Origin of the sequence: Erythrobacter sp. SD-21 (genome assembly GCF_000181515.1) — a bacterium.
GTDB lineage: Bacteria > Pseudomonadota > Alphaproteobacteria > Sphingomonadales > Sphingomonadaceae > Qipengyuania.
In genome coordinates this window covers 372,286-399,184 of the sequence record NZ_ABCG01000002.1, presented here as the reverse complement: position 1 = coordinate 399,184, position 26,899 = coordinate 372,286, and the positions used below count along the sequence as shown (strand labels likewise).

Below are 26,899 nucleotides of genomic sequence, written 5' to 3'. Positions count from 1 at the left end.
TGGAGCCGCGCTCTTGTCAGGGGAGTTCGAGTTGTCCCTCGAGACGCGGGTCGCGGGCGCTCTGCCATTCGCCCGCCTTGTGCAACAGCGCGCCACCTTTGATAGGGGCCGCGCGGATGATCAGTTCCTCGTGCCCCAGTGCGCGGAAGGCCTCGGCAGACGATTCCAGCCAGGTTCCCTCTTCCAGCAGCACACGGCTGCCGAAGGCCATGGTGAAGGGTAGGCCGAGCGATCCTTCTGCGGAAAGCCCGAAATCGATAGCGCCGATGATCGCGCGCGCCGTGGTCACGGGGATGGTGCTGCCACCGGCTGCGCCCACGACCATGAAAGGCCGCCCTTCCGGATCGTAGACCACGGTCGGGGACATGGAGCTGCGCGGGCGCTTGCCGCCCTCGACGCGATTGGCCACCAGCCGCCCGTCAACCTGCGGCGAGCGGCTGAAGTCGGTGAGTTCGTTATTCAAATAAAATCCGCCCACCATGAGGCCCGAGCCGAAGGCGCCCTCGATGGTCGAAGTGTAGCTGACCATGGTGCCTGCGCTGTCCGCTACCGCGAAGTGGGAGGTGCCGTTCTCGACCGGCTCGTCGCCATCGGCCAGCGCCAACGGTGCGCCGCGGGGGCTTCCGGCCTGCGGATCGGCCAGTGAGCGGTCGGGCGAGATCAGCGCGCTGCGTTCAGCGAGGTAAGTGGGATCAAGCAAGCCTGCGACCGGCACGGAGACAAAATCGCTGTCGGCGAGGTAGATCTCGCGATCGGCATAGGCGAGCCGCTGTGATTCGAGGAACAGGTGCCAGGTGACCGGATTGTCCGCGCCCAGTGCGGCCAGGTCGAAGCGTTCGAGCTGGCCGAGGATCTGCTGCACCGCGATCCCGCCCGAGGTCGGCGGCCCCATCGAGCAGATGCGATATGCGCGGTAGGGCGTGCAGACCGCGTCGCGCTCTTTCGCGTCGTAGGAGGCGATGTCGGCGTAGGTCATCGCGCCGTCGCGGGGGGTGTCGGCGGCGATGGTGGTGGCGAGCAACCGTGCGGCCTCGCCCGCATAGAAAGCCTCAGGCCCGCGCGCGGCCAGCGCCTCGAAAGTCCGGGCAAGCGCTTCGTTGCGCACCAACGTGCCGACCGGCAGCGCTGCGCCTTCGGCATCGAAGAAGAGCGCGCGGCCTTCGGCGCTGAAGGCCGCGCGGTTCTTCGCGCTTTCGAGCGAGTTGTTGAGGCGCGGATTGATGCGGAAGCCCTCGCGCGCGAGGCGGACTGCCGGTTCGAACAGCGTGGCCCACTCGAGCCGCCCGTGCGCGGCGTGGGCCTTGGCGGCCAGCGCAATATTGCCGGGCACGCCCACGCTCAGCCCACTGCGGACCGACTCCATATAGGGCAGGACCTCGCCCGCCTCGTCGAGGAACCAGTCGGGTGTCGCGCCCGCAGGCGCGGTCTCGCGGCCGTCGAAAGTGGTGGCCGCTCCATCGGCTTGCCCGCGCACCAGGAAGCCGCCACCGCCTATCCCTGAGCTTTGCGGCTCGACCACGGTGAGCGCCAGCATCACCGCGATCGCGGCATCGGTCGCGCTGCCACCCCTGCGCAGGATTTCCTCGCCCGCAGCCTCGGCGCGCGGGTCGGCCGCGCTGACGGCACCGGTGAAGGCGGATGCTTCTGCCGCAGGTCCGGCCTGGGTGTAGGAAATGCAGCCCGGCAGAGCGAGGGCGGCGAGCGACAAGGGGAGGGCGCGAAGCATGGGAGGCATGGCTATTCGCTTCCGACCGCCTGTTCAATCGAAGCGTAGCCCTCGCGGCGCATCAGTTTTTCGAGCCCGCGCGTGATCCGGCGCGGCAGGCCCGGCCCCTTATAGACCATCGCGCTGTAAAGCTGGACGAGGCTCGCCCCGGCCTTGATCCGCGCCCAGGCATCCTCTGCGCTCGCAATCCCGCCCACGCCGACGAGCGGGATCGCCCCGCCGGTTGCCGTGCGGAAATCGCGCACCCGCTGGAGGGCAAGGTCGCGCAGGGGTGCGCCCGAGAGTCCGCCGGCCTCTTTCGCATAGCGCGAACGAAGGGGTGGGCGCGTGATGGTGGTGTTGGAAACGATCAACGCGCCGAGTTTCTTTTCGGCGGCAATCCGGGCGATCGCGTCGATATCGGCCGGTTCGAGATCGGGGGCGACCTTTAAGAAGACCGGCGGCCCGTCCTCGCCGCGTGCCTCGAACACGGCGTCGAGCAGTCCGGTCAGCGCGCTTTCGTCCTGCAGGGCGCGCAGCCCCGGCGTGTTGGGGCTTGAGATATTGACCGCGAGATAGGTCGCCAGCGGGGCCAGGACCCGCGCCATCGTGGCGTAATCGGCAATCCGGTCCTCGCTGTCCTTGTTGGCACCGATGTTGACGCCCACCACCCCGGGGCGACCCTGCCGGGCGACGAGGCGCCGGGCCGCAATCTCGGCCCCGCCATTGTTGAAACCCATCCGGTTGATGACGGCACGATCCTCAACCAGCCGGAACAGGCGCGGCTTCGGATTGCCAGCCTGCGGGCGCGGCGTGATCGACCCGACTTCGGCGAATCCGAAGCCGAGGCCAAGCAGTTCGTCGGGCACCTCGGCATCTTTGTCGAAACCGGCAGCCATGCCGAGAGGGTTGGGAAATCGTATTCCTGCAACCTCAGTGGACAGGGCTCCGGCGGGCGCGGGACGGCCGCCAGCAGTCAGGCGGAGCGCCTTGAGGGTAAGGCCATGAGCCCGCTCGGGATCGAGGGAAAACAGGGCAGGGCGGGCGAGATCGAACAGCATGAGGCGGCCTATGGCTCACACCCGCCGGACTGTCCATCGCGCCGCTGTTCCCCGATGGCACACTATTGTAAAATTCCGTCAAAGTTGCGTTTCGCGTTACAAGTTGTCGCGTGCATACAATCAAAAAAAACGATCCTCGGTTATCACCATTTTTGCGACCCGAAGGACTCGAGGCAGCAATGCAACGAGTTCTCACCTATAGAGGGCGGCTCTTCGGGGCCGCCCTTTTTTTGAACGTCCGCATTGGGTCGTACCATCGATGGCGGATTTTTACATTTACTGTCAGCGTCTCGCATGCTCTTTGCCTATCCAAGCAAAGCAGGAGCAACCGGGTAATGCAGCGTTTCGCACAAATAATCATCATGGGCGCATCGCTGGTCGCCCTCTCTGCCTGCGCTACGAACCGCGCTCCGGCAGACACCGTTTCAAGCGACATTGCCCCGGTCCCTGCAGACGTAACGCTCGGCCAGCTATTTACCGATTACGACAACGCCCAGCTTGCCCTGTCCCCGATGAGCAAGGCCTATCGCGGCATTCGTGACGAGGACTACGCGCGCTGGGACGATGTTTCGGATGAGGCTGCGCGGCAGGAGCAGGCACTGCTCCAGTCAACGGCAGCTGCCATGCGCGAGACCTACGATCTTGGGACGCTCTCGCGCGAGGACGCGCTCAGCTACCGCCTGTTCGACGCCATGGCGAAGCGGAGCGCGGCGCGCTTCCCCTATCGCGAATACAGCTACGTGTTCGACCAGATGAGGGGGGCCCAGAGCAGCCTCCCCGCTTTCCTCATCAACATCCACCGTGTTTCCGATGCGTCGGATGCCGAGGCCTACGCTGCTCGCATTGAGGGGCTGGGCACGTCGATCAAAGCATTGACCGCGCAATCGCGCGAGCGGGCGGAAAGGGGCATCATGCCGCCCGACTGGGTCTATCCCCATGTCATCTCCGATATCGAGAACCTTCTTGCGGCGCGGAATGACAACGCAATTCTGGAGGATTTTCGCAGCAAGGTCGAAGCGCTCGATCTTACGGCGGCGGATGCAGTGGCACTAGTAGCGCAAGGCGAGCTGGCGTGGAACGAGTCCGCCCGCCCCGCCTACGAGAGCCTGCTTGCCGAAATGAAGCGCCAACAGGTCATGGCGCCGACCGACGACGGTATCTGGCGCTTCCCGGAAGGGGCCGCCTATTACAAGGCGCTGCTCGCGAGCTACACGACGACCGATCTTTCCCCCGACCAGATCCACCAGATCGGACTGCGCGAAGTGGCCCGCATCCATGGCGAGATGCGTGCGATCATGGAGCAGGTGGGTTTCGAAGGCTCGCTGCAGGAGTTTTTCGAGTACACCCGCACAAACGACCGCTTCTTTTACGACACGCGCGAAGCCTATCTCGCTGATGCGGAGGCCAAGCTCGATGCGATGGAGGCCAAGCTGCCCGAGTATTTCTCGACGCTGCCGACCGATCCGCTGGTCATCAAGCCGGTCGAGGCCTTTCGCGAGAAGAGCGCCGGCAAAGCCTTTTACCAGCGTCCCGCACCCGACAATTCGCGTCCGGGCACCTATTATGTCAATCTCTACAACCTCAAGGACATGAGCCGCAACGAACTGGAAGCGCTGGCCTACCACGAGGGACTGCCCGGCCATCATCTGCAGCTGTCGATCCAGACGCAGCTCGGCGATGTTCCGCCTTTCCGGCGCTTTGGCGGGGTGACGGCCTATAGCGAGGGCTGGGGGCTTTATTCGGAGGAACTCGGAAAGGACATGGGCTTCTACACCGATCCCTATTCCGACTTTGGACGGCTCGGCATGGAGCTGTGGCGCGCCTGCCGCCTGGTGGTCGACACCGGCATCCATCACAAGCGCTGGACCCGTGAGGAGGCGATTGCATACCTCACCGAAAATACGCCCAATCCCGATGGGGACATCCGCAAAGCGATTGAGCGCTATGTAGTGATGCCGGGACAGGCGACCGCATACATGATCGGCAAGCTGAAGATCATGGAGTTGCGCGAACACGCGCAAACGGAACTAGGCGACGATTTCGACATCCGTGCCTTCCACGATGTAATCCTCACCAACGGCCCGGTGCCGCTCTCGATCATGAAGGAAAACGTGAACGACTGGATAGCGCGGCGCCAGGGCCTGCAATAAGATGGTGGACCAAGCGGGGGCGCAAACTGGATGAGCGAAGAGGAAAACAAAGAACCTTTTGCATTTGAATGGGTGGAATCACCGGCAGATATCGCGACCTATCTGAATTCGCTTTATGTTCTGCGGACCGGTGACAAACTGGTCGAAGACAACATGCCCGCCTACTCGGGACAGCTCGTCGTGACTGTGCGGGGCGGCGGCAAGATGCGCTTTTCTTCTGGCGATGTAGGGCGGGGCGGAGCCGCCTTTTTTCAATGCCCACTGACCCAGGCGCACCGGTTCGAGCTTGAACCGCACACGGTAATGCTTGGCGTTTCTCTCAATTTCCGTGGCTGGGCGGCATTGACCGGTCTCCCCGTCGATAAATATTGCGACACTTATCTGCCGGTCGAAAAGGTGCTGTCGGACGAACTTGCGGCGCGCGTTTACGACCTCGTTACCCAACTCCACGCCGGTGGCCTCGGAGAACGGGAGGCGCTCGACGAACTGGCTGCCATCGTTGCCGAGGGCATCTCGCCGCTGTCCGAAAGGCACCAGCAGGTCATCGACCGAACGCTTGAATGGCTGTCCTCGTCCTTCAAGCCGGAACTGGCAACTCTCTACGCCGCGCTGCCTTATTCGGAACGGCAGGTGCAGCGTCTTGTCACCAAATTTTTCGGCCAGCCTCCAGTGCGACTGGTTCGCCGCTATCGCGCCATTCGCGCGGCCACCCTGCTCGCGATGCCCGAGCTTTCGCCCAAGCTCGAAGCGGAAATCCGCGAGGCGTTTTACGATCAGGCGCATATGATCAAGGAAATCCGTCATTTCACGGGGCGGACCCCGCGCCGCTTGCAGCCCAAGGAGCGCTCCGTAGTGAAGGACACTCTGGGCAGTGCCGGCTATGGATCCGTCGACTTGTTCGGCGGCAATCAGGACGAAGCTCTGGGCCGCAAACCCGACTGACGCCTAGATGCTAACGACTCGCAACAGGCGGTTTTCCGTTGAAATCGGCCCGCCGCGCTCATAGCTGACTAATCGGAACGATATCGTCCGATTTAACGCCATGCGCCTTTCGAACCTTGCAGATTACGCTGTCGTCACGATGAGCCAGGCAGCCCGCCATTGCGGCGGGGGCCGGGTCAGTGCGTCCGAACTGGCGGCTGAAACCGGCCTGCCTGCGCCAACGGTGCAGAAGCTGGTGAGCAAGCTGACCGCGGCGGGCCTGCTGCGCTCGGTGCGCGGGGCGGGCGGCGGATTGCAGCTGGCGCGCCCGGCGGCAGCAATCACGCTGGCGGATATTGTCGAGGCGGTCGAGGGACCCATTGCGCTCACCGCGTGTATCGAAGGCAGCGATTGCTCGGTCGATCACGATTGCCGGGTGCGGCCGCATTGGCCCTTGGTGAACGAAACGCTGCGCAGCGCGCTGGCTGGCATCAGCCTCGTGCAACTGGCGCAGGAAAAGGAACTCGCGTGAACGAGCAAGTGGACATCCAAGACCGCGAAGCGAAGGAAGCCGCCGCCAAGGCGGCCGAATACGAACACGGCTGGTCTTCGGACATTGAAACCGAATTTGCCGAAAAGGGGCTGACCGAGGATACGGTCCGCTTCATCTCGGCCAAGAAGAACGAGCCCGAATGGATGCTCGACTGGCGCCTCAAGGCCTTCCGTATGTGGCAGGAGATGGAGGAGCCGGACTGGGCGAAGCTGGGCTATCCGGAAATCGACTACCAGGACGCCTATTACTACGCCGCGCCGAAAAAGAAGCCCGAGCTGGAATCGCTCGACGAACTCGATCCGGCGATCCGCGAGACTTACGAGAAGCTGGGCATCCCGATTGCCGAGCAGGAAGTGCTCGCCGGGGTGAAGGGCGCGCGCAAGGTCGCGGTGGACGCGGTATTCGACAGTGTCAGCGTCGCCACTACCTTCCGCGAGGAGTTGAAGAAGGCCGGCGTCATCTTCCTTTCCATCAGTGAGGCGATCCGCGAATATCCCGAGCTGGTGAAGAAGTGGCTCGGCAAGGTCGTGCCGCAGAAAGACAATTTCTTCGCGACATTGAATTGCGCGGTCTTTTCCGACGGCACCTTCGTCTACGTGCCCGAAGGCGTGCGCTGCCCGATGGAGCTTTCCACCTATTTCCGCATCAACGCCGAAAATACCGGCCAGTTTGAACGCACGCTGATCGTTGCCGAAAAGGGCTCTTACGTCAGCTATCTCGAAGGCTGCACCGCGCCGATGCGCGATGAAAACCAGCTTCACGCCGCCGTGGTCGAGCTGGTCGCGCTGGACGATGCCGAGATCAAGTACTCGACCGTCCAGAACTGGTATCCGGGCGACGAGAACGGCAAGGGCGGGATCTACAATTTCGTCACCAAGCGCGCACTTTGCCAAGGTGCACGCAGCAAGGTCAGCTGGACGCAGGTCGAAACCGGCAGCGCGGTGACGTGGAAATACCCCAGCTGCGTGCTCAACGGCCAAGATAGCGTTGGCGAATTTTATTCCGTTGCGGTTACAAATAACTACCAGCAGGCCGATACGGGAACCAAAATGGTTCACAACGGCAAGGGTAGTCGCTCCACGATCATCTCCAAGGGTATCTCGGCGGGCAAGTCGAACAACACCTACCGCGGCCTCGTGCGCGTGGCGGCCAATGCCGACGGCGTGCGCAACCGCACCGAATGCGATTCCTTGCTGATCGGCGACGAATGCGGCGCGCATACCGTGCCCTATATCGAAGTGAAGAATCCCGGCGCGCAGATCGAGCACGAGGCGACCACCAGCAAGATCAGCGACGACCAGCTCTTCTACGCCATGCAGCGCGGCCTCGACGACGAGGAAGCCATCGCGCTGATCGTCAACGGTTTTGCGAAAGAGGTGCTGAAAGAGCTGCCGATGGAATTCGCCGTCGAAGCGCAGAAGCTGCTGGCGATCTCGCTTGAGGGGAGTGTGGGGTGATGACCGATCGCAAGACCCTCCAACTGCGCGATCCTTCGGAGACCGCCGACACGGCACCCGCGCTGAAGAAGAAGGGCCGCGGGTGGGAGATTTCGGAGAAGCGGCTCGATGCGCTGCACGAGCAGGCGCGCGATATGCGGCGGCACTCGACCGAGGCACACAAGGCACTCGCCGAGAAGTTCGCCAAGGCCGACATGGGCCCCTTCACCTTCAAGCGCCACGCTGTGGTCGGCAGCGCGATCGTCGATTTCAACTGCCACAAGCTCGGCATGGCGATCATGATCGACGAGGAAGGGCAGGACGAAACGCTCGCCAAGCGCCGCGACAAGAGCCTCGAGGCGGTCGGCATCCGCGTGATGCGCATCGCCGCCAAGGACATCCTCGAGGATATGGACGCCGTCCTTCAGCGTATCACTCTCGGCATGCGCAGCCGCATCGCGGACAAGCGCGAAAGGCGCGCCGCCCATAACGCATCGTCGCGAGGAGTTCCCTCATGACTACCGCTCTCGCCGCCGCCAGCCTGATTTTTGCGCAACAGTCTGCAACGAAGATCGAAGCCGAGTACGATACAGGGTGGGAACTGGAATATCCCGCGCTGATCGGTGGCTTCGTCGACGATTACAAGCTGTGCTTGCGGAGCGGATCCTACGTCATCGGTGACGGCCTCGGTTTCGAGAGCCAGTACCGCGCCGACGTGGTGCGCTGCGCCGAACGGGCGGAAAAACTCGAAGCGGAATCAAACGCGCTCCTCGCTCGGCGTGACAAGACAACGGAAACGCCCCCGGCGACGGTCGCTGATGTGTTCGAAACCCTGCGCCGGATCCATGTCGAACGCGGTGCCGGTCTTGATCGGGTCAGCGGGGCGACCGTCATCACGGCGGAAGAACGGCAGGAAATCCTCGCCGATGCCAAGACCGCCGAATGCGTCGCCAGTATCGAGACCCTTCGCGAGAAGCGCCAGGATTACGCCAAAAGCGCGGCGCCGCGGATTCGCGCGATCCATGCAAAGGACGAATATAGCGAGGATGATAGACGCGCGCTTCTTACCTATCGAACCGAACTCGGGCGGCTAACCGGGGCGATGATGCTCGAACTCGATGCCTGTCCCGCCGCCGCCTACGTCATGAACGAGATAAACAGCAGTTCGCCCGCGAGCTGACCGGACAGATTATGTTGCAAATTAAGAACCTGACCGCCGAAATCGACGGCAAGCAAATCCTCAACGGCCTCACTCTCGAAGTGGCGGCGGGCGAGGTTCACGCAATCATGGGGCCAAACGGTGCGGGCAAATCGACCCTCTCCTATGTCCTCGGCGGCCGTCCCGGCTACGAGGTAACGGAAGGCTCGATCAGCTTTAATGGCAAGAACCTGCTCGAAATGGAGCCTCACGAGCGTGCCGCGGCGGGCCTCTTCCTCGGTTTCCAATACCCCGTGGAAATTCCTGGCGTTTCCAACGTGCAATTCCTTCGCGAGGCGCTGAATGCCCAGCGAAAGGGCCGCGGAGAAGAGCCGCTGGCGGGCGGCGAATTTCTGAAGTTGGCCAAGGAGAAGGCGGGCCTTCTCAAGCTCGACATGGACATGCTCAAGCGCAATGTGAACGTTGGTTTCTCGGGCGGCGAGAAGAAGCGCGCCGAGATGGTCCAGATGGGTATTCTCGACCCCACTTTCGCCGTACTCGACGAGACCGACAGCGGCCTCGACATCGATGCGCTGCGGGTGGTGGGTGAAGGGATCAATGCGATCATGCGCGCGCCTGACAAGGCCGTGCTGCTCATCACCCACTACCAGCGCCTGCTCGAAGTGGTGAAGCCGGATAAGGTTTCGATCCTTAGCAAGGGCCGCATCGTGAAGACCGGCGGCCCCGAACTTGCCGTGCGGCTCGAAAAAGAAGGCTATGACGCGGTGATGGCGGAGCCGGCATGAGCGACGTCGCGACTCTCCCCACTCGCAAGGACGAGGCGTGGCGCTATGCCGCGGTCGACCGCTTGCGCGACAGCGACCTTGCATGGCGCCAAATAGATGTAGCGGCGGGCGAGAGCGCGCGTGAACTGCTGCTCGTAACCGAAGAAAATTCCGGCGAAACCGAAGTGACCCGCCTGCGCGTGAATGTCGGTGAAGGCGCGCGGTTCGAACTGTTTGGCGTCATTGCTTCGGCAGATTACGCGCGGGTCGAAGTTGAGGTAACCCTCGGCAAGGGCGCGCATTTCGAGATGGGCGGCATCACGGTCGGCGGACGCGACACTGTACGCGAATTCGTCACCCGGACCACCCACGCCGAGCCCGATGGAACCAGCAACCAGACCGTTCGGGCGGTCCACTGGGGCAACGGCGCGGGCAATTTCCTTGGGCAAATCGAAGTGGTGCGCCACGCGCAGAAGACCGACGCCGCGCAGGACTTCAAGGGCCTGCTGCTCGAAAAGGGTGCGAGCGTGAACGCCGTGCCGCAGCTGGAAATCTTTGCAGACGACGTCAAATGCGCCCACGGCGCCACCGTCGGCCAGCTCGACGAGAGTGCGCGCTTCTACATGGCGGCACGCGGCTTGACTCCCGAACTTTCGCGCCGCCTGCTGGTGCAAGCCTTTATCGGCGATGCGTTGGTGGCGCTCGATGACGAGGAGGCGCAGGAACGCCTGCTGCAAGCCGCGCTCGACAAGCTGGACAAGCACCTGTGAGCGAGATCGCCACCCTTTCGCATGTCTCGGCGCAAAAGGCCGATTTCCCGGGCCTCGTGACGCCGGAAGGCGAGGTCTGGCACTATCTCGACACCGCCGCTTCGGCGCAGAAACCGCAATCCGTGGTCGATGCGATGAGCCGCGCGCTGGGCCGCGACTACGCGACCGTGCATCGCGGCGTTTATGGCCGCTCGGCGCAGATGACGCTGGGCTATGAAGCCGCCCGCCGTCGCGTGGCGGAGTTCATCGGTGCCACATCCGATCACGAGGTGGTGTTCGTGCGCGGTGCGACCGAGGCGATCAACCTCGTCGCTGCGACCTGGGGCATGACCCGGCTGGGCGAGGGTGATCGGATCATCCTCTCCACGCTCGAACACCACTCGAATATCGTGCCTTGGCAAATGCTTGCCGAGCGAACCGGAGCGCAAATCGAGGTTTGCCCACTGACGCCAGACGGTCAAATCGACCTCGGCGGGCTCGAAGCGCTCCTGACACCGCGAACCAAACTGGTTTCCCTGGCGCACATTTCGAACGTCTTGGGTTCGGTCCTTGACGCGCGCAAAGCAGCCAATCTTGCCCATTCGGTCGGCGCCAAGATCCTGCTCGACGGCTGCCAGGCCGCGCCGCGCATGGCGCTCGACATGGCGGAGCTCGATTGCGATTTCTACGCCTTCTCCGGCCACAAGCTCTACGGCCCGACCGGCATCGGCGTGCTCTGGGCACGCGAGGAACTGCTCGAGCACATGCCCCCCTATCAGGGCGGCGGCGCGATGATCGAGACCGTGGCCTTCGGCGGGACCACCTATGCCCCGCCCCCACAGCGCTTCGAGGCGGGCACCCCCATGATCACCGAGGCGATCGCGCTCCACGCGGCGATCGATTACGTCGACGCGCTGGGCCCAGACAAACTCTTCGCCCACGAGGCGGGACTTGCTCGCACGCTGCGCGACGAACTGCGCAAGCTGAATGCGGTGACACTGTTCGGCCCCGAAGAAAGCGCGGGCATCGTGTCTTTTGCGCTCGACGGGGTTCACCCGCACGATCTCGGCACCATATTGGACGAAGAACACGTCGCGATCCGCGCCGGACACCATTGCGCGCAGCCGCTGATGGCCCATCTCGGCATCCCCGCCACCGCGCGGGCGAGTTTCGGTCTCTACAGCGACGAAAGCGACATCGACGCGCTGCTGCGCGGAATTGAAAGGACCCGGAGGATTTTCGGATGAACAAACCCTCGGACGACAAGGACTTCATCGCCGCCCCCTCGCCGGCAGATACGATTGTCGGCAAGCCGCCCCGTGCGCGTGTCGAAGATGCCATCGACCCCGACGAAACGGCGAGCGAAAAACTCGAGCGCAAGCGCGATTACCTCGAAGGCTTCCTCGCCAAGCAGCCCGAAGCCGAAGGCGCAACCGGCGCGGGTGGCAAGCTGCAGCAGGCGGTGGTCGACGCGCTGAAGGAGATCTACGATCCGGAAATTCCGGTGAACATCTACGATCTGGGCCTGATCTACGGGGTCGAGGTCGACGACGAATGCGATGTGAGGGTCATCATGACGCTCACCACCCCGCACTGCCCTGTCGCCGAAACCATGCCGGGCGAAGTCGAACTGCGCGCTGCCAGCGTGCCGGGTGTGCGCGATGCCGAAGTCAATCTCGTGTGGGACCCGCCTTGGGGCCCCGACAAGATGACCGACGAAGCGCGCCTCGAACTGGGGATGCTGTGATGGGCGAGACCACCACCCGCCCCGCACCCAAGGCCGCCGTGATCCTGACGCCGCGCGCGGAGGAGCGGATTGCCGAACTCATGTCCAAGGCGCCAGAGGATGCGATCGGCGTAAAGCTGTCCACCCCGCGCCGCGGCTGCTCGGGTCTCGCCTATTCGGTCGATTACGTCACCGAGGAAACCAAGTTCGACGAGAAGATCGAAACGCCCGGCGGCATTTTCTACATCGACGGCGCCAGCGTGCTTTACCTCGTCGGCAGCACGATGGACTGGGTGGAGGACGATTTCTCCGCCGGTTTCGTGTTTGAGAACCCCAACGCCAAGGGCGCCTGCGGCTGCGGCGAAAGCTTCATGGTCTGATCGCAGGCGAGGCTCTCGTGCCCCGCCGCTGATCACTGCTCGGCGAGGAAATCGAGCAAGGCGCGCTCGTATTCGTCCACCTTGCCATCCGCGCCGATTTTCGCGTCGAGCCAGTCCTTATCGCTCCGCGTCACATCCTGTGTGGCGGCAACGCTCTCGTCAGGCGACGGAGCACTTCCGCCATCATCGAAGAGGTTACCGAAGCCGGTCGGACGGCTCCGCGCCACGCGGCCGAGAAAACTGCCGATGCCGTGGTTGGTGTCGGCCATGAAGGCCTGGAGCTCGGAAGCGCGCTGGCGGCTGATCTGCGCATCGGCATCCGAATAGCCCCGCAAATAGTTCGCCACCCCCTGCACGAACAGGTGCTTCCACTCGGGCGAGTTGTCCGCGCCGAGCGTCGCGTCCTTCAAACGGAAGAGCATTTCGGCTTCGTTCTTCCCAAAGGCCGCCGGGCGTTCACTGGCGGGCGCAAAGATCGCGCGGCGCAGCAGCTTCGCCTCGCTTTCGTTGACATTCCCCGCTTCGAGCTCTCCGCCGTCGTGCGTCGGCCCGGTCCCTTCAAGGACAGCGCGCTCGATCTGGCGCACGGCGTAGTCCTTGAGCGCAAGCGGCACGTTCTGCGCGCGCTCGAAGACGCGCACGAGCACTTCGAGTTCGGCCAAGGAGCCGAGCTTTCCGTCGGCGTCGATCTGTTCCATCAGCCACGCCGCATTCGCCTCGCTTACATAGCCGCGCGGCTCCATCTGGTTGATGACGAACTCGCCGATCGCCTCGACGAAGAAATCGGTCCATTCCGGGCCGCGCTCGCTGAGCTGACGGTTGAGCGCGAAGATCGCTTCGGCTTCCCCTTGTGAGATGCGCCCGTCGGGCCAGCATTCCTGGCGTAGCGTCTGCACTTCGAGCGGTGTTACCGTTCCATCGGCGCCCACGCGCTGTGCGATGGCCTGAAACTGTGCAGTCATGGTCGAATTCGCCCCCTTGGTCGTTCGGGGCCGAACCTAGGCGATCACAGTTAAGGCGGGGTTACCTGCGCAGTGCGCGGACACAGGCCGCCCGGTCGACATCTTCCCCATCGCTCGCCCGCCGCGCTTCGACATGAGTGGCGCTCGGCTCGGCGCCGGGCCTCAGCGGGTAGAGGTATATGTCGAGCACACACGGACTGCCGCTGAATTGCAGCTTCATCGCGTCACCCTCCTTCACCTCGAGCCGCGGCGGCCCGAAGATATTGGCGAGCGCGGTCGCATCGCGTCCGATCACTCCCTCGAGCCCGGCGACATTCATGACCTTCGGGGCGATGAACCGCCCGCCCGAGGGCGCTGGCTGTACCGGCTGCTGGGGCGGCGGGCGGGTCGTCGTGACCGGTAGCTGACGCGTCGGCGAATAGGTTTTCGGCGCGCTCATGCAGCCGGAAAGACCGGCGGCGAAAGTCAGCAGGACGGCGATCTTACGCAAGTTTGGTTCTCCTGCCGTGCACGAGGTGTGTGGCGCCCGCCGCGCCCATTACGGGAGCGATCAAATTGAGGAAAGGGACCATCAGCAAACCCGCGATCGCCCCGCCGAGAAGGAAGCGCTGGCCCTGGCCGAGCGGCGCGGACTCGGTCTCGTCCTGCCGGTGGCGGAGCCAAACCATGTCCTGGAGCTCGCGGCCCAAGAGGTAGCCGTTCACCGCCCAGAACAGGAGAGCCGTGCCCACACCGGTCACCAGCAAGGCAAGTGCGAAGGGAAGGGCGATGGTGTTGACCGCAAACGCCCGCAGGGTGGAGCGCAAGCCGTTGCGCAATTCTTCGCCCAAGGCGAGCGAACGCGCCGCGCTGGCGGCCCCGGGGTAATGCCGCGCCTCGACAGCCCGGACCACGTCTTCGGCAAAGAACTGCAGGACGAAGAGGGCGACGAAGCGGAACAGCAGCCAGGCACCGATCAGCGTGGACACGATGGCAAGCAATGTCCCCGCGCCGCCCGCATCGGATAGGCCGGCCCACTCCAGCCCTGCTGCAAATCCGTAGCTCAGCGCCCAGCCGAGTACCGCGAAGATCGCCAGCGTGATTGCCAGGCTCTTGAACAGCACCCTCAGGATTGCGGGATCGCCCAGCTGGCTGAGGGACAGGGCAAGGGCGCGCGGGAGCGAAATCATAGGCCCAAGCGAATCGCGCGGCGTGGCGCCGAAGTCAACGCCGCCCTTGGCCTTCGCGCGATGAACCGCTAACCGCGCCCGACAAGCCAACACCCCTGCACCAGATTCTACCGGAGTACTCATGACCGACCCCCGTTACGACGTCGTCGCGATCGGCAATGCCATCGTCGATGTGATGGCCCCCTGTTCCGACGAGCTCATCGAGGAGCTGGGCCTTGCCAAGGGCGGCATGACCCTCGTCGACACCGAGCGCGCGAAGGAGCTTTACGACGCCATGGGTCGCGCCACCGAGATTTCGGGCGGTTCGGCCGCCAACACGCTCGCAGGCATGGCTGCTCTCGGCGCGCAGTGCGCCTTCGTCGGGCAGGTCGCCAAGGACCAGCTGGGCGACATCTTCGCGCATGACATCCGCGCCGTGGGCATCGATTTCGACACCGCGCCGCGCGACGCCGAACCGCCGACCGCGCGGTGCCTTATTTTTGTCACGCCCGATGGCGAGCGGACGATGAACACCTTCCTCGGCGCATCGCAATTCCTGCCGCCCGCCGCGCTCGACGAAGAGTTGATCGCCAGCGGCGGCGTTCTGTATCTCGAAGGCTACCTCTGGGATCCGGAAGAGCCGCGCAGCGCCATGCGCCGCGCCATCGACGTAGCGCGCGATGCCGGCCGCAAGGTCGCTTTCACCGCGTCGGAAAGCTTCGTGATCGACCGTCACGGCGACGATTTCCGCGCGCTGATCGAAGAGGGCAAGATCGACATCCTCTTCGTCAACGAGCACGAGCTGGCTTCGCTCACCGGCAAACAGGATTTCGAGGCCGGTCTCGACGCGCTGAAGGGCAAAGTCCCGACCGTGGTCGCCACCCGCAGCGCCAAGGGCGCGGTTGCGATCCAGGACGGCACGCGCGTCGAAGTCGCCGCCGAGCCGATCGACAAGGTCGTCGACACCACCGGCGCGGGCGACCTTTTCGCCGCCGGCTTCCTCACCGGCCACACGCGCGGCGAGGGCCTCGAAACCTGCCTGCGCATGGGCGCCATCTGCGCCGGTGAGATCATCAGCCACATCGGTGCGCGCAGCGAAAAGGACCTCAAGGCGCTGGTCGCCGAAAAGCTCGCCTGATCCGCGGCGTTTGATCGAAGAACACGAAAGCCCCGCCCGAAACGGCGGGGTTTTTTGCATGGGGCGCACTTTTTCTTCTCGCCCGCCACCCCGGCCTCTCCGTAGCGGCGGGGCCGCCCCGGCGCCCGTCCATCAGCGCGCTCCGCGTTAAGAATTTCGATTTGCAACCTTGCGTCCGCGCCGCGCTTGGTGAAAACCGGGCCGCGAACGAGCCCGGTGATCCGGGTCACCAGCGGACAGGCAGCGGAGAGCGACCCTATGAATCTCGACTTCACCCCCGAAGAACAGGCCTTCCGCGAAGAGGTTCGCGCCTTCATCGAGGAAAACTATCCCAAACACCTCGGCGATGTGGGCCTGCGCGAAGACCTCTCGCGCGAGGATTTCCTCGCCTGGCACAAGATCCTCGGCGAAAAGGGCTGGTCGGTCCCCGCCTGGCCCGAGCAGTATGGCGGCACTGGCTGGACCCCGACGCAGCGCTATATCTGGTCGGAAGAAAACGCGCGGGTGAACGCCATCATGCCGCTGCCCTTCGGCGTCTCCATGGTCGGCCCCGTCATCTACACCTTCGGCAGCGAAGAACAGAAGGCCAGGCACCTCCCCGGCATCCGCAGCGGCGAGGTGTGGTGGTGCCAGGGCTATTCCGAACCCGGCGCAGGTTCGGACCTCGCCTCGCTCAAGACCACAGCCGTGCGCGATGGCGATCATTATGTCATCAACGGCCAAAAGACCTGGACCACGCTGGCGCAATATGCCGACTGGGGCTTCTTCCTCTGCCGCACCGACACCGATGCCGCCAAGCCTCAGGAGGGCATCAGCTTCATCCTCGTTGACATGAAAACGCCCGGCGTTGAGGTAAAGCCCATCAAGCTCCTCGACGGCGGTTACGAGGTCAACGAAACCTGGCTGACCGACGTCCGCGTGCCGGTCGAAAACCTCGTCGGCGAAGAGAACAAGGGCTGGACCTATGCCAAGTTCCTGCTCGCGCACGAACGCAGCGGCATTGCCGGTGTCGCGCGCTCCAAGCGCGGCGTCGAAAAGCTGCGCGAAATCGCCGCGAACGAGACGGTCGATGGCGAACCGCTGATCGAAGATTTCGAATTCGCCCGCAAGGTCAGCCAGCTCGAAATCGACTTGGCCGCGCTCGAGATCACCGAGCTGCGCACGCTGGCGGGCGAGCAGGCAGGCAAGGGGCCGGGGCCGGAAAGCTCGATCCTCAAGATCAAGGGCACCGAAATCCAGCAGCGCCTGACCGAGCTCACGCTGGAGGCAGTCGGCAGCTATGCCGCGCCCTATTATCACAGCGTCGCGAACGATACCGGCAGCAACGAATATCCGGTCGGCCCCGACTATTCGGCGCATGCGGCGGAAACCTATTTCAACATGCGCAAGACCTCGATCTACGGCGGATCGAACGAGATTCAGCGCAACATCATCACGAAAATGATCCTCGGCCTGTAAGGTCTGAGAGAACGAGCGGAGAGAGACCCGTGGATTTCAACTTCACCGAAGAACAGGACATGGTCCGCGACGGTCTGTCGCGCCTCGTCCGTGAGCAATATGATTGGGAAACCCGCCGCGAAGCCATCGCAAGCGATGCCGGATGGCGGCCCGAAATCTGGGCACAGCTGGCCGAACTCGGCATTCTCGGCATGCCCTTCAGCGAGGAAGTCGGCGGTTTCGGCGGCGGCGCGATCGATGCGATGATCGTGATGGAGGAATTCGGCAAAGGCCTCGTGGTCGAGCCGTTTGTCCCCACCGTGGTCTGCGCAGGCGGCTTCCTGAAGCACGCAGGCAGCGATGCGCAGCGCGAAGAGCACCTCTCCGCCATCATCGACGGCAGCCGCGTCTTCGCCTTCGCCTATGCCGAACCGCGCGGGCGCTACAATTACGCCGACCTCGAAACCACCGCCAAGAAAGACGGCGACGGCTATGTTCTTAGCGGCCACAAGGCGGTCGTCATCGGCGCGCCCTGGGCGAGCCACCTCGTCGTCACCGCGCGCACCGGCGGCGGGCGCCGCGATGCAGAGGGCGTAAGCGTTTTCATCGTCGACAAGTCGGCAGACGGCGTCACCACGCGCGACTACGAAACGGTCGACGGCCGCCGCGCCTCGGAAGTCTATTTCGAGAATGTCTCGGTCCCCGCCGACGCACTGATCGGCGAGGAAGGCGTAGCCCTGCCGCTGATCGAGCAGGTCACCGACGAAGCCATTGCCGCCCACTGCGCCGAAGCCTGCGGAGCGATGAAGGTCGCCCACGCGATGACGCTCGAATATTCCAAGCAGCGCAAGCAGTTCGGCGTGCCGATCGGCAAGTTCCAAGTGCTCCAGCACCGCATGGTCGACATGTACACCGCCTACGAGACCGCGGTATCGCTGACCTATCTCGCCACGATCAAGCTCGATGCGGGCGAAAAGGAACGCAAGCGCGCGGCCTCAGCGGCCAAGGTCGGCGTCGGCCAGTCGGCCCGTTTCATCGGACAGGAAGCGGTCCAGATTCACGGCGGCAACGGCGTGACCGACGAATATGCGATCGGCCACTACTTCAAGCGCCTGACGATCTTCGAAAGCGAATTCGGCAGCGTGGATCACCACCTAAAGCGGCACGTTTCGCTGGCTTGAGCGGAAGGCAGTTTCGCGCCTGTTTTGGCAGAAAGCGGAATTTCAGCTAACGACCCATTTGCGGACGTCGAAGCAATTTTAGCGTTAGACCTGAAAATCGTTACAACTCGGAATTTGAGTGACTCTCGATTTTGCCGTGGGGCAATCGCTATTCCTCTTGTTACACAATAGGACCTTTGCCCCACCCCAAGCGTCGGGTGCATCGACGAAATAGCTTAATTCAATTCGATCATAGGCTAGGATCAAATCATTGTTTGCGGCCCAATACAGTTCAGCACCAGCACACTGTCCGTAAGACAACCACCGATATTCCGCCCATTTTTCACCCTGTCGTGACACGTAAAGGCCACCGCCTTCTGATAGGGTTTCCAGCTTTGATCTGAAGGCGCCGTCGGGAGACGCTGGAAGATCGATTGTCACCCAATTTGGTTTCTGGCAACTGATCAGGACCAGACAAAAGCCTAAAGCAATCGAAGCGGTTTTCATGACACCACCGTAGGTTCGGCCATGTCCGCTTTCTACCCCATAATCGGACATTCAGCCGCGTTGTGCGTGCCGCCAAAAGCGGACTGGCAGCTAAACTCGCTTTTCAGAAAAAAGCGGACATTCCGCTAACGACCTAATTGCGGACATTGGGCAAGCGAGCTAGCCCGAGTAGATGTCGCTCAAACGCTATCTGACCGTCTGCTACGTTATTACCTTTGTCATGCTGCTGTTGGCAGGTGTCATTCTCTCAAGCAGCGACCCCGACGCGAGCTTTTTGGGCATGCTGATTATCGCCCCAACAATCGCGGCGGTGAACACTTTTATACAGATTTGGCCGTTTGCACGATTGGTCCCAGAGGATCAGCGGAATGGCTTTTGGTCCTACAAATGGACAAGCCTTATCTTCATTGCCTTACCTTCGTCGATTCTTTTGATAGCTATTTTGGCTTTCATTTGGGATGAGATTGTAGGGATTTAAGGCGTCCGCTAACCACCCCAATTTCAGTCCTACCAGCTACCGACTAGGTTGCCCGAAAGCTGACATTCCCGACGGTAGAATACCTCACCCATGCCGCTCGCGGCGCACCTCACGCTGTCCAATGTCGCGGCGGCAAAAGCCATCGGCGAAGTCTATCGCGTCGACGGCAGCGTAGGCCGCGCGCTGCGCTTCGGTGGCGCTTGAGCCCTTTGCTGTGACATTAAGCACGCGGCCGCCGCTCGAGACGAGCTGGTCGCCCTCGCGGCTGGTCCCGGCGTGGAAGACCTTGGCGCCATTCGCCTCGGCCTTGCCCAGATCGATGCTGCCACCCTTCTTCGGTGTGCCGGGATAGCCTTCGGCAGCCATCACCACGGTCAGCGCGAAGTCGTCGCTCATCTTTGGTGCCTCGATCTCGCCCAGTCGCCGCTTGGCGCAGGCCAGCATCAGCTCGACGAGGTCGCTTTCCAGCCGCATCATCAGCACCTGGCATTCCGGATCGCCGAAGCGTACGTTGTATTCGATCAGCTGCGGACCGGTGTTTGTCAGCATCAGCCCGGCATAGAGTACGCCCGAATAGGGCATGCCTTCTTCGCGCATGGTGCGCACGGTCGGCTCGATGATCTCGCGTATCGCCTGCTCGCGAAGGGTATCGGTCAGCACCGGCGCGGGCGAATAGGCGCCCATGCCGCCCGTGTTGGGGCCTTCGTCGCCATCGCCCACGCGCTTGTGGTCCTGCGCGCTGGCGAGCGGCACGATCGTCTCGCCATCGGTCAGCGCGAAGAAGCTCGCTTCCTCGCCCGTGAGGAACTGTTCGATCACGACTTCGCTGCCCGCACTGCCGAACTTGCCGTCGAACATTTCGGACAAGGCTTCCTGCGCCTCGTCACGGGTTTCCGCGATCACCACGCCCTTGCCCGCCGCCAGACCATCGGCCTTGAGAACGAAAGGCGCATCAAATTTCTTGAGCGCGCCCCAGGCCGCCTCGAGCGAGGTGCATCGTTCGAAACGGGCGGTGGGGATGCCGGCGCGCTGGCACAATTCCTTGGTGAAGCTCTTGCTGCCTTCGAGCTGCGCGGCGGCTTTCGATGGGCCGAAGCTCAGGATATCGGCGGTTTTCAGGCTATCCGCCAACCCCTCGACAAGCGGCACTTCGGGGCCGATCACGACGAGCTGAACCGCGTTTTCTTCGCAGAACTTGACCACGGCCGCGTGGTCGCTGCTATCGAGGGCGACGCATTGCGCGCATTCTTCCATGCCGGGGTTGCCAGGGCTCACCCACAGCTTGTCGCATCGGGGCGATTGCGCCACCTTCCAAGCCAGCGCATGTTCGCGTCCGCCGCTGCCGAGCAAAAGGATATTCATGGCCGCCGATTTCCCAGATGATGACACTGACGGCTTGGTAGCGAAGCGCCGCCCCGGCGACAACGCCGAGCCGCTCTCGGTGAGCGAAATCTCGAATATTTTGAAACGCACGGTGGAGGACCGTTTCGGTTTTGTCCGGCTGCGCGGCGAACTGTCGGGCGTGAAGCGCGCGGCTTCGGGGCATCTCTACGCGGCGCTGAAAGATGAAAAAGCGGTGATCGACGCGGTCATGTGGCGCGGCAACACGCAGCGTCTGCCGTTCAACCCGGAGGACGGGCTGGAGGTGGTCGCCTCGGGCAAGCTGACCACCTACCCGGGGCGCTCCAAATACCAGATCGTGGTCGAGCGGATGGAACTGGCGGGCGAAGGCGCGCTGCTGGCGCTCTTGGAAAAGACCCGCGCGCGGCTGGCGGCCGAAGGGCTGTTCGACGAGGGCCGCAAGCGCCGCCTGCCGTTCCTGCCGAAGACCATCGGCGTCGTCACCTCGCCGACCGGGGCGGTGATTCGCGACATCCTCCACCGCCTTGCCGACCGTTTCCCGAGCCGCGTGGTCGTGTGGCCGGTGCTGGTGCAGGGGCAGGGCGCGGCGGAGCAGGTCGCGGGCGCGGTGCGCGGTTTCTCGCACCTGCCGGAGGGCCATCCCGACCGGCCCGACCTTGTAATCGTTGCGCGCGGCGGCGGCTCGATCGAAGATTTGTGGAGCTTTAACGAGGAACAGGTGGTGCGCGCCATCGCCGAATGCTCGATCCCCACGATCAGCGCCGTCGGGCACGAGACCGACACGACGCTGGCCGACTACGCCGCCGACCGTCGCGCACCGACACCGACCGCGGCGGCCGAGATCGCCGTGCCCGTCCGCGCCGAACTGGCCGCAACGCTGGCCGATTTCGAAGCGCGGACCAAACGCGCGATCCTGCGCCCCGTGCAGTTGGGACGCGAACGGCTGGAGGCGCGCGCCGACCGGCTGCCTTCCGCGCAAACGCTGCTCCAACCGCAAGGGCAGGCGCTCGACGATCTCGCCGAAGCCCTGCGCCGCGGCTTGATGGACCGCACCGGCAAGGCGCGCGAGGCGCTGGCGCGGCACCGGTTTTCTCCCGGCACGCTCAAGGGGATTGTGCGCGAAGGCAAGAACAAGCTCGATGGATTGCGCCTGCCGCCGAGCCTGCTCACGCGGCCGCTGGGCGAGAAGCGCAGCCAGCTCGACGCGCTTGCCCGGCTGGCGAGCCAGCTCCACCCCGATCGTCCGCTTAGCCGTGGCTATGTCCGCGTCACCACGAGCGGCGGCCGCACCCTGACCGACCGCGCCGAAGCGGCGAAGGAGGCTGCGCTGACGCTCAAGTTCCGCGATGGCGATCTGGCGGTCTCGACCGGCGATGCCGCGCCGCCTTCCTGGCCGACCCCGCCGAAGAAGCGCGCCGCGCCGAAAAAACGAACGCCGTCGGCGCAGGACGATTTGTTCGGATAGACACGTCCTGCTAGGATAATGCCCATGTTGATGAACAAGAACGCCGGCCCGCCCCCGGGCGAGGCCAAGCTGCATTACGGACCCAACGGATTTCGCGTCTTGCGCACGGGCAACCATGTCTTCTGCGCCGCCAGCGGCGTGCCGATCCCGCTTGAGGAATTGCGTTACTGGTCGGTCGAGCACCAGGAAGCCTACGCCAGCGCCGAACTGGCGACCGAGCGGCTGAAACCGTGAACCTGCGAAGGGTCGCACCGCTTCTCTTTTTCGCTGCGAGCGCCTGTTCGGTGGCAACGCCGCAGGTCGATATCATGACCGCTCTGGTGGCGGAGGAAGTTGTGGAGCCTGCCGAGGTCGCCAAGCCTGAGCTGGCGGAGGAGCCTGCTCTCGCTCGCACGGTCGACCTCAAAATTACGCTGGAAGATAGCGCTCTGACGCAGGGTGGCTGGGTGCGCGGGACGCTGCCCGAAGGCACGCAGTCCGCGATGATCGGCGACACGCCAGTCAGTTTCGACGAGGACGGCAATTTCTTCGCCGCTTTCGACCGCGATTCGCCATCCTCGCTCCTGCTTACGGCCGAGCACAAGATCGGGCGCAGCCTTGTCCAGCCGCTCGCCATTGCCCCGCGCGCTTGGGACATCGAGCGCATCAATGTAGCCAAGGGCACCGGTGGTGGCGGCGAGGCGTGGTGGGCCACACGCGAGCCGGAATGGCTGGCGATCAAGGAAGCGCGCGAGCGGGAAACGGACGCGCAAGGATGGCGGCAGGAGTTCATCTGGCCGGTCACCGGACGCATTTCCGGCCGCTTCGGGCGCCAGCGGATCTATCGCGGCGAGCCGGGCAGCTACCATTCGGGCATCGACATCGCGCCGGGCAACGGCACACCCTTCGTAGCCCCTGCCGATGGCGTGGTAGTCCTCGCGCGGACCGGCTTCAGCCTCGAAGGGGGGATCATCATCCTCGACCATGGGGCCGGCCTCAACAGCGCCTTCATCCACCTTTCGCAGCTTTCCGTCAGCGAGGGCGAAACGGTCCGGCAAGGGCAGGCGCTTGGCAATGTTGGGGCCACCGGACGCGCGACGGGGTCGCATCTTCACTGGAGCCTCGTGTGGAAGGGCAATCGCCTTGATCCGCTGCTTTTCCTGCCGCCCATGCCATGACGCGGCTTTCGCTCAGGGTAGCGACAGACTAGCAGCGCCACGGCGATGCCCGTGAAACGCAAAACCCTTGCCCTCCTGGTGGCGCTCGGCCTTGCGCCCGGTACCTTCGTGCGCAGCGAGCCCGCGCCGCCCGATTACACCTCGCCGGTGACGATCGAACGCCTCGACGTGGAACGGCTGCGTTCGGGCCCGCTCGTGCTCGACGGGGCGTGGGAGCTTTCCAGCGAGAACGACCATTTCGGCGGTTACTCGGCGCTGGTGATGCGGCCGAGCGGCGAATTCCTCGCCGGAAGCGACGCCGGGCGGCTCATGCACTTGCCCCGTCCCGACCGTTCGAATGCGCCTCCGCGCCTCGCCAAATTCCTGAATTTCGAACGCGCCGACAAGACGCATGTCGATTTGGAATCACTCACCATCGACCCTGCGACCGGCACGGTCTGGGCGGGGCTGGAATGGGCGCAGCAGATCATTCGCTTCGGGCCGAAACTGCGACGGCAAAGCCAAGTCCGCCCGCCGGAGATGAAGGACTGGGGCAGCAATTCGGGCCCCGAATCGCTGGTGCGCCTACGCGACGGACGCTTCGTGGTGATCGAGGAGCATTCGCCCGGCCATGCGCGCCACGCGGCTCTGCTCTACCCCTCCGACCCGACCGAGGGCGCCGAGCCGATCCCCTTCACCTTCTTGGGTCGCCCCGGGTTTCGCCCCTCGGACGCCGTCGTGCTGCCCAATGGCAAGATCGTGGTCCTGATGCGCGGGCTGGAGCTGTGGCTGCCGCCGCGCTTTCCTGCCCTGCTCCTGATTCTCGATCCTGCGGACATTGAGGCGGATGCAGAGGTGGAAAGCCGCTTTCTCGCCCGGATCGAGGAGCCTTTCCCCAGCGACAATTACGAAGGCCTCGCCGTGGTCGACGAGCGTGACGGCACTTGGAGCCTGTGGCTGATCTCGGACGACAATTTCGCCAGCTACCAGCACACCTATCTGCTCAAGCTGCGCTGGGACCTGCGTCAGAAGACGGGCGGCGAGCAGGCACGGCAAAAGGCGCGCAGGTAAGCCCCGCGCGCCTTTCGCGTGATCGATTGAGAACCGACGCCGAAGCGCCGCCAGACCTTAGGAGGCGGCGGCGGCCTTCTTCAGCTCGCGCTTCACCTTGAGCGCGTTGGCCGACAGCTTCTCGTCGCTGGTCTTCATCAGCCAGTTGTCGAGGCCGCCATTGTGCTCGACCGAACGCAGGCCCTGCGTCGAGACGCGGAACTTAAAGCTGCGGTCCAGCTTCTCGCTCATCAGCGTGACGTTCTGCAGGTTCGGCAGGAAGACGCGCTTGGTCTTGTTGTTGGCGTGGCTCACATTGTTGCCGACCTGGCGGCCTTTGCCGGTGAGTTCGCAAATACGCGACATGATAAGTCTCTTCGTTCGAATGGGCGGGGCGAGTTCCCGTGACCGCGTGTGGGCGGGTCGGGGGCTCACTATTCCCGGAAAGCGGCGCGCATAGCGGTGAGGGTGCGAATCGTCAAGCGCGTTGCGCGCTGGCCCGCCGGGGGCTAGCGAGGCGCTGGTATGGCTTCCTGGACTCTCCCGCAACCCATGAATCGCGCGCTCGAGCTGGCCGAGGCGAGCGCGGCGGCAGGCGAGGTGCCGGTGGGTGCGGTTATTACGCGCGACGGGGCGATCATCGCCGAGGCCCACAACACCCCTCGCGAAACTTGCGATCCCACCGCCCACGCCGAAATTCTCGCGATTCGCCGCGCCGCCGAGGCACTGGGGCAGGAACGCCTCACGACATGCGAACTCTGGGTCACGCTGGAACCCTGCGCCATGTGTGCCGGCGCCATCGTCCACGCGCGGCTGGCCAAGGTCTATTACGGCGCGAGCGACCCCAAGGGCGGCGCGGTGGAGCATGGAGCGCGGGTGTTCGAGCAGGAGCAATGCCTGCACAAGCCGGAGGTCTACGCGGGGCTTGGCGAGGAAAGGGCGGCGGAGATGCTGCGCGATTTTTTCAGGGGGCGGCGGTAAATTGTCGGCCTGCAAACGACCGAATTTCAGACTAATCGCGTTGTCCGTCGATACGGCGAAACTTGATCCGTTCGCCATCTCTTACGAAACGGGAGGCCTTGCCGTTTTGCGCTATGTCTTTCGAGGCCATCGTGCGACATCGAAGGTTCTGATTGATCCTAGTTACGAGCCTGCGCATTTCTTCGTCAGAGAAAATCAGGTCATGAGCATCCTGTATGGATACGCCAAACTTCTCGCGCGTCGCTTTAACTAGTGCAATCCAGTCGTTATCCCGAAAATTCATGACGTTCTTGACTCCACAAATTATCGCAACGCCCCAAGCGACGGCTCACGTTCGCGCGTGAATTACAGCCCCCGCCAGATCTTCGCCGCATGTTCATCCCCCGCCCCGAAACGTCGCCGGTCGCAGGCCTTGGGCATGAAGCGCTTGTCGTAGCAAAGGCGCAATTCCTCCAGCCAACCCTTGCGGTCGAGGTGGACGCCGATCGCCTCGGGAAACCAGCCCGGATTGGCGTCGGCCAAGCGGGTGCGGATGGTGCCGGCGGTAAGGTCGTCCTCGCGGCTGATGCGGACGAAATCGGGCCAGCGCAGACCATTGTAGAGGATGCGCGTGACCTTGAGATAGGTCGCAGGGGCGTTCGCCATACAGGTGCCATGCTTTTCCCATTGGCGGGTGACCAGCGAGGCGTCGGGGCTGATGCAGAGGCTCTTGCGCAGTTCGACAGCGCTCATGTCGCGGCCCCCGCACCATTGCGGCCAGCCTCCCCCGCTTTCGGGCCAGAGGCCATGGGCGGTAAAGCCAAAACGTCCCTCGCGGCCTGAGCACTGGCGGGCGTGGCGGCGCTGGCTTTCGCGGAAGCGGCAGAATTCGGGCGACCAGCTCAGCGCGAGCGTATAGCCGGTAACCCGCAGGCGGCGCGGGGCCTCGGTCGAGACACGCGGGACCTCCACGCTGCGCGGCAGGCTGCATTGATAGGCCTGCGCGAAGGCGGGCAAGGGCAGCATTGCGGCAATCGCTGCTGCCACGAGGCTGGCAACTTTACGGATCGCTGCGCAGGCTTGCATCGTCGCCTGCAAACCACGCGCGCGCTTCGGGCAGGAAGCTGAAAACGATGGCCAAAAGCTGCAACACGACCGAGGCGGCCGCGACGATGATGCCGCCACCGCGATCTTCCGACAGGGCGGTCACGACGGGCCAGGCCTGCCACGCCAGCAGGCCGACCATGACATAGCGCACGAAGCCGACCCTGAGGCGTGCGGCCATGAACCACAGCACCACCATGATGCCGACCACGAAAGCGATGCTCGCAACCAGCAGAGTATCGGGATCGAGCCCGCGGCGCACGAGATCGCCGGCGGCGGATTCGCGCATGGCGGCATAGTCGCGCACGGCGTTGGCCAGCACGAGCACGATCGCGCCGAAATAGAGCAACTCGAATGTACGGATCGCCTTGGGCCGCATGGCTTTTTT

At 63.8% G+C, this 26,899-nt stretch carries 29 protein-coding genes; 20 read left to right on the top strand and 9 right to left on the bottom strand.

The window, feature by feature from the left end:
- Positions 1-16: 16 nt before the first annotated feature.
- Together ggt and ED21_RS05230 are read right to left on the bottom strand one after the other, a co-directional pair.
- Positions 17-1,726: a gamma-glutamyltransferase gene (gene ggt, locus ED21_RS05235; protein WP_006832801.1), complete on the bottom strand. Its 1,710-nt coding sequence runs from the start codon at positions 1,724-1,726 to the stop codon at positions 17-19.
- An 11-nt stretch (positions 1,727-1,737) separates the two neighbouring features.
- Entirely contained in the window at positions 1,738-2,766 is a 1,029-nt protein-coding gene (locus tag ED21_RS05230) for a quinone-dependent dihydroorotate dehydrogenase (RefSeq protein ID WP_034921452.1), read from the bottom strand.
- A 335-nt stretch (positions 2,767-3,101) separates the two neighbouring features.
- On the opposite strand from ED21_RS05230, the gene ED21_RS05225 reads away from it, so the two are divergent.
- From ED21_RS05225 to ED21_RS05175, 11 genes are all read left to right on the top strand, one after another.
- On the top strand, positions 3,102-4,916 hold the full coding sequence (locus tag ED21_RS05225; protein WP_006832799.1) for a DUF885 family protein: 1,815 nt from the start codon (positions 3,102-3,104) through the stop codon (positions 4,914-4,916).
- Positions 4,917-4,946: 30 nt separating this feature from the next.
- Positions 4,947-5,858 (top strand): helix-turn-helix domain-containing protein, encoded by a 912-nt coding sequence (locus ED21_RS05220; RefSeq protein WP_006832798.1) that lies wholly within the window; start codon positions 4,947-4,949, stop codon positions 5,856-5,858.
- A gap of 100 nt (positions 5,859-5,958) precedes the next feature.
- Entirely contained in the window at positions 5,959-6,369 is a 411-nt protein-coding gene (locus tag ED21_RS05215) for an SUF system Fe-S cluster assembly regulator (protein WP_006832797.1), read from the top strand.
- Positions 6,366-7,847 carry a Fe-S cluster assembly protein SufB gene (sufB, locus tag ED21_RS05210; protein ID WP_006832796.1) on the top strand — a complete coding sequence of 494 codons (1,482 nt, stop codon included), beginning with the start codon at positions 6,366-6,368 and terminating at the stop codon, positions 7,845-7,847. Before ED21_RS05215 ends, sufB begins: the two co-directional genes overlap by 4 nt.
- Positions 7,847-8,344 carry an endonuclease domain-containing protein gene (locus ED21_RS05205; RefSeq protein WP_006832795.1) on the top strand — a complete coding sequence of 166 codons (498 nt, stop codon included), beginning with the start codon at positions 7,847-7,849 and terminating at the stop codon, positions 8,342-8,344. The genes sufB and ED21_RS05205 overlap by 1 nt, the downstream gene beginning before the upstream one ends.
- Entirely contained in the window at positions 8,341-9,006 is a 666-nt protein-coding gene (locus ED21_RS05200) for a hypothetical protein (protein ID WP_006832794.1), read from the top strand. Before ED21_RS05205 ends, ED21_RS05200 begins: the two co-directional genes overlap by 4 nt.
- A gap of 11 nt (positions 9,007-9,017) precedes the next feature.
- On the top strand, positions 9,018-9,770 hold the full coding sequence (sufC, locus tag ED21_RS05195) for a Fe-S cluster assembly ATPase SufC (RefSeq protein WP_006832793.1): 753 nt from the start codon (positions 9,018-9,020) through the stop codon (positions 9,768-9,770).
- A complete protein-coding gene (locus ED21_RS05190; protein ID WP_006832792.1) occupies positions 9,767-10,519 on the top strand; it encodes a SufD family Fe-S cluster assembly protein in 753 nt (250 codons plus the stop codon). Before sufC ends, ED21_RS05190 begins: the two co-directional genes overlap by 4 nt.
- Entirely contained in the window at positions 10,516-11,745 is a 1,230-nt protein-coding gene (locus ED21_RS05185; protein ID WP_006832791.1) for a cysteine desulfurase, read from the top strand. Before ED21_RS05190 ends, ED21_RS05185 begins: the two co-directional genes overlap by 4 nt.
- On the top strand, positions 11,742-12,245 hold the full coding sequence (locus ED21_RS05180) for an SUF system Fe-S cluster assembly protein (RefSeq protein WP_006832790.1): 504 nt from the start codon (positions 11,742-11,744) through the stop codon (positions 12,243-12,245). Before ED21_RS05185 ends, ED21_RS05180 begins: the two co-directional genes overlap by 4 nt.
- Complete coding sequence (locus ED21_RS05175; RefSeq protein WP_006832789.1) at positions 12,245-12,604, top strand: iron-sulfur cluster assembly accessory protein; 360 nt, start codon at positions 12,245-12,247, stop codon at positions 12,602-12,604. Before ED21_RS05180 ends, ED21_RS05175 begins: the two co-directional genes overlap by 1 nt.
- 32 nt (positions 12,605-12,636) lie before the next feature.
- Here the strand turns inward: ED21_RS05175 and ED21_RS05170 are convergent, their stop codons facing one another.
- The 3 genes from ED21_RS05170 to ED21_RS05160 all read right to left on the bottom strand — a co-directional run bounded on the left by ED21_RS05170 (position 12,637) and on the right by ED21_RS05160 (position 14,735).
- Positions 12,637-13,566 (bottom strand): hypothetical protein, encoded by a 930-nt coding sequence (locus tag ED21_RS05170; RefSeq protein ID WP_006832788.1) that lies wholly within the window; start codon positions 13,564-13,566, stop codon positions 12,637-12,639.
- 61 nt (positions 13,567-13,627) lie between these two features.
- Entirely contained in the window at positions 13,628-14,056 is a 429-nt protein-coding gene (locus tag ED21_RS05165) for a hypothetical protein (protein WP_006832787.1), read from the bottom strand.
- Positions 14,049-14,735 carry an EI24 domain-containing protein gene (locus ED21_RS05160; RefSeq protein WP_006832786.1) on the bottom strand — a complete coding sequence of 229 codons (687 nt, stop codon included), beginning with the start codon at positions 14,733-14,735 and terminating at the stop codon, positions 14,049-14,051. The genes ED21_RS05165 and ED21_RS05160 overlap by 8 nt, the downstream gene beginning before the upstream one ends.
- Positions 14,736-14,856: 121 nt before the next feature.
- Between ED21_RS05160 and ED21_RS05155 the strand changes: the two genes are divergently transcribed.
- From ED21_RS05155 to ED21_RS05140, 4 genes are all read left to right on the top strand, one after another.
- On the top strand, positions 14,857-15,852 hold the full coding sequence (locus ED21_RS05155) for an adenosine kinase (protein ID WP_006832785.1): 996 nt from the start codon (positions 14,857-14,859) through the stop codon (positions 15,850-15,852).
- A gap of 258 nt (positions 15,853-16,110) precedes the next feature.
- Positions 16,111-17,310: an acyl-CoA dehydrogenase family protein gene (locus ED21_RS05150; protein WP_034921628.1), complete on the top strand. Its 1,200-nt coding sequence runs from the start codon at positions 16,111-16,113 to the stop codon at positions 17,308-17,310.
- Positions 17,311-17,339: 29 nt separating this feature from the next.
- On the top strand, positions 17,340-18,470 hold the full coding sequence (locus ED21_RS05145; RefSeq protein ID WP_006832783.1) for an acyl-CoA dehydrogenase family protein: 1,131 nt from the start codon (positions 17,340-17,342) through the stop codon (positions 18,468-18,470).
- A 658-nt stretch (positions 18,471-19,128) separates the two neighbouring features.
- A complete protein-coding gene (locus ED21_RS05140) occupies positions 19,129-19,434 on the top strand; it encodes a hypothetical protein (protein WP_006832782.1) in 306 nt (101 codons plus the stop codon).
- A gap of 84 nt (positions 19,435-19,518) precedes the next feature.
- On the opposite strand, the gene purD is transcribed toward ED21_RS05140, so the two are convergent.
- Complete coding sequence (gene purD, locus ED21_RS05135; protein ID WP_006832781.1) at positions 19,519-20,796, bottom strand: phosphoribosylamine--glycine ligase; 1,278 nt, start codon at positions 20,794-20,796, stop codon at positions 19,519-19,521.
- On the opposite strand from purD, the gene xseA reads away from it, so the two are divergent.
- From xseA to ED21_RS05115, 4 genes are read left to right on the top strand one after another with little or no spacing between them, the layout of a single operon-like run.
- Positions 20,795-22,261 (top strand): exodeoxyribonuclease VII large subunit, encoded by a 1,467-nt coding sequence (gene xseA / locus ED21_RS05130; protein WP_006832780.1) that lies wholly within the window; start codon positions 20,795-20,797, stop codon positions 22,259-22,261. The genes purD and xseA overlap by 2 nt on opposite strands.
- Positions 22,262-22,285: 24 nt before the next feature.
- Complete coding sequence (locus ED21_RS05125; RefSeq protein WP_006832779.1) at positions 22,286-22,495, top strand: DUF2093 domain-containing protein; 210 nt, start codon at positions 22,286-22,288, stop codon at positions 22,493-22,495.
- A complete protein-coding gene (locus ED21_RS05120) occupies positions 22,492-23,418 on the top strand; it encodes a M23 family metallopeptidase (RefSeq protein ID WP_233995706.1) in 927 nt (308 codons plus the stop codon). Before ED21_RS05125 ends, ED21_RS05120 begins: the two co-directional genes overlap by 4 nt.
- A 51-nt stretch (positions 23,419-23,469) precedes the next feature.
- Positions 23,470-24,468: an esterase-like activity of phytase family protein gene (locus tag ED21_RS05115; RefSeq protein ID WP_198005815.1), complete on the top strand. Its 999-nt coding sequence runs from the start codon at positions 23,470-23,472 to the stop codon at positions 24,466-24,468.
- A 57-nt stretch (positions 24,469-24,525) separates the two neighbouring features.
- Here ED21_RS05115 and rpmB read toward each other — a convergent pair whose 3' ends face one another.
- Positions 24,526-24,813: a 50S ribosomal protein L28 gene (gene rpmB / locus ED21_RS05110; protein ID WP_006832776.1), complete on the bottom strand. Its 288-nt coding sequence runs from the start codon at positions 24,811-24,813 to the stop codon at positions 24,526-24,528.
- Positions 24,814-24,972: 159 nt separating this feature from the next.
- On the opposite strand from rpmB, the gene ED21_RS05105 reads away from it, so the two are divergent.
- On the top strand, positions 24,973-25,428 hold the full coding sequence (locus ED21_RS05105; RefSeq protein ID WP_034921447.1) for a nucleoside deaminase: 456 nt from the start codon (positions 24,973-24,975) through the stop codon (positions 25,426-25,428).
- Positions 25,429-25,773: 345 nt separating this feature from the next.
- Here the strand turns inward: ED21_RS05105 and ED21_RS05095 are convergent, their stop codons facing one another.
- A complete protein-coding gene (locus tag ED21_RS05095; protein WP_006832773.1) occupies positions 25,774-26,493 on the bottom strand; it encodes a ribonuclease T in 720 nt (239 codons plus the stop codon).
- The gene (locus ED21_RS05090) at positions 26,468-26,890 is read right to left on the bottom strand and encodes a hypothetical protein (protein WP_006832772.1); all 423 of its coding nucleotides are present in this window, start codon (positions 26,888-26,890) and stop codon (positions 26,468-26,470) included. Before ED21_RS05090 ends, ED21_RS05095 begins: the two co-directional genes overlap by 26 nt.
- Between the last annotated feature and the right edge of the window lie 9 nt (positions 26,891-26,899).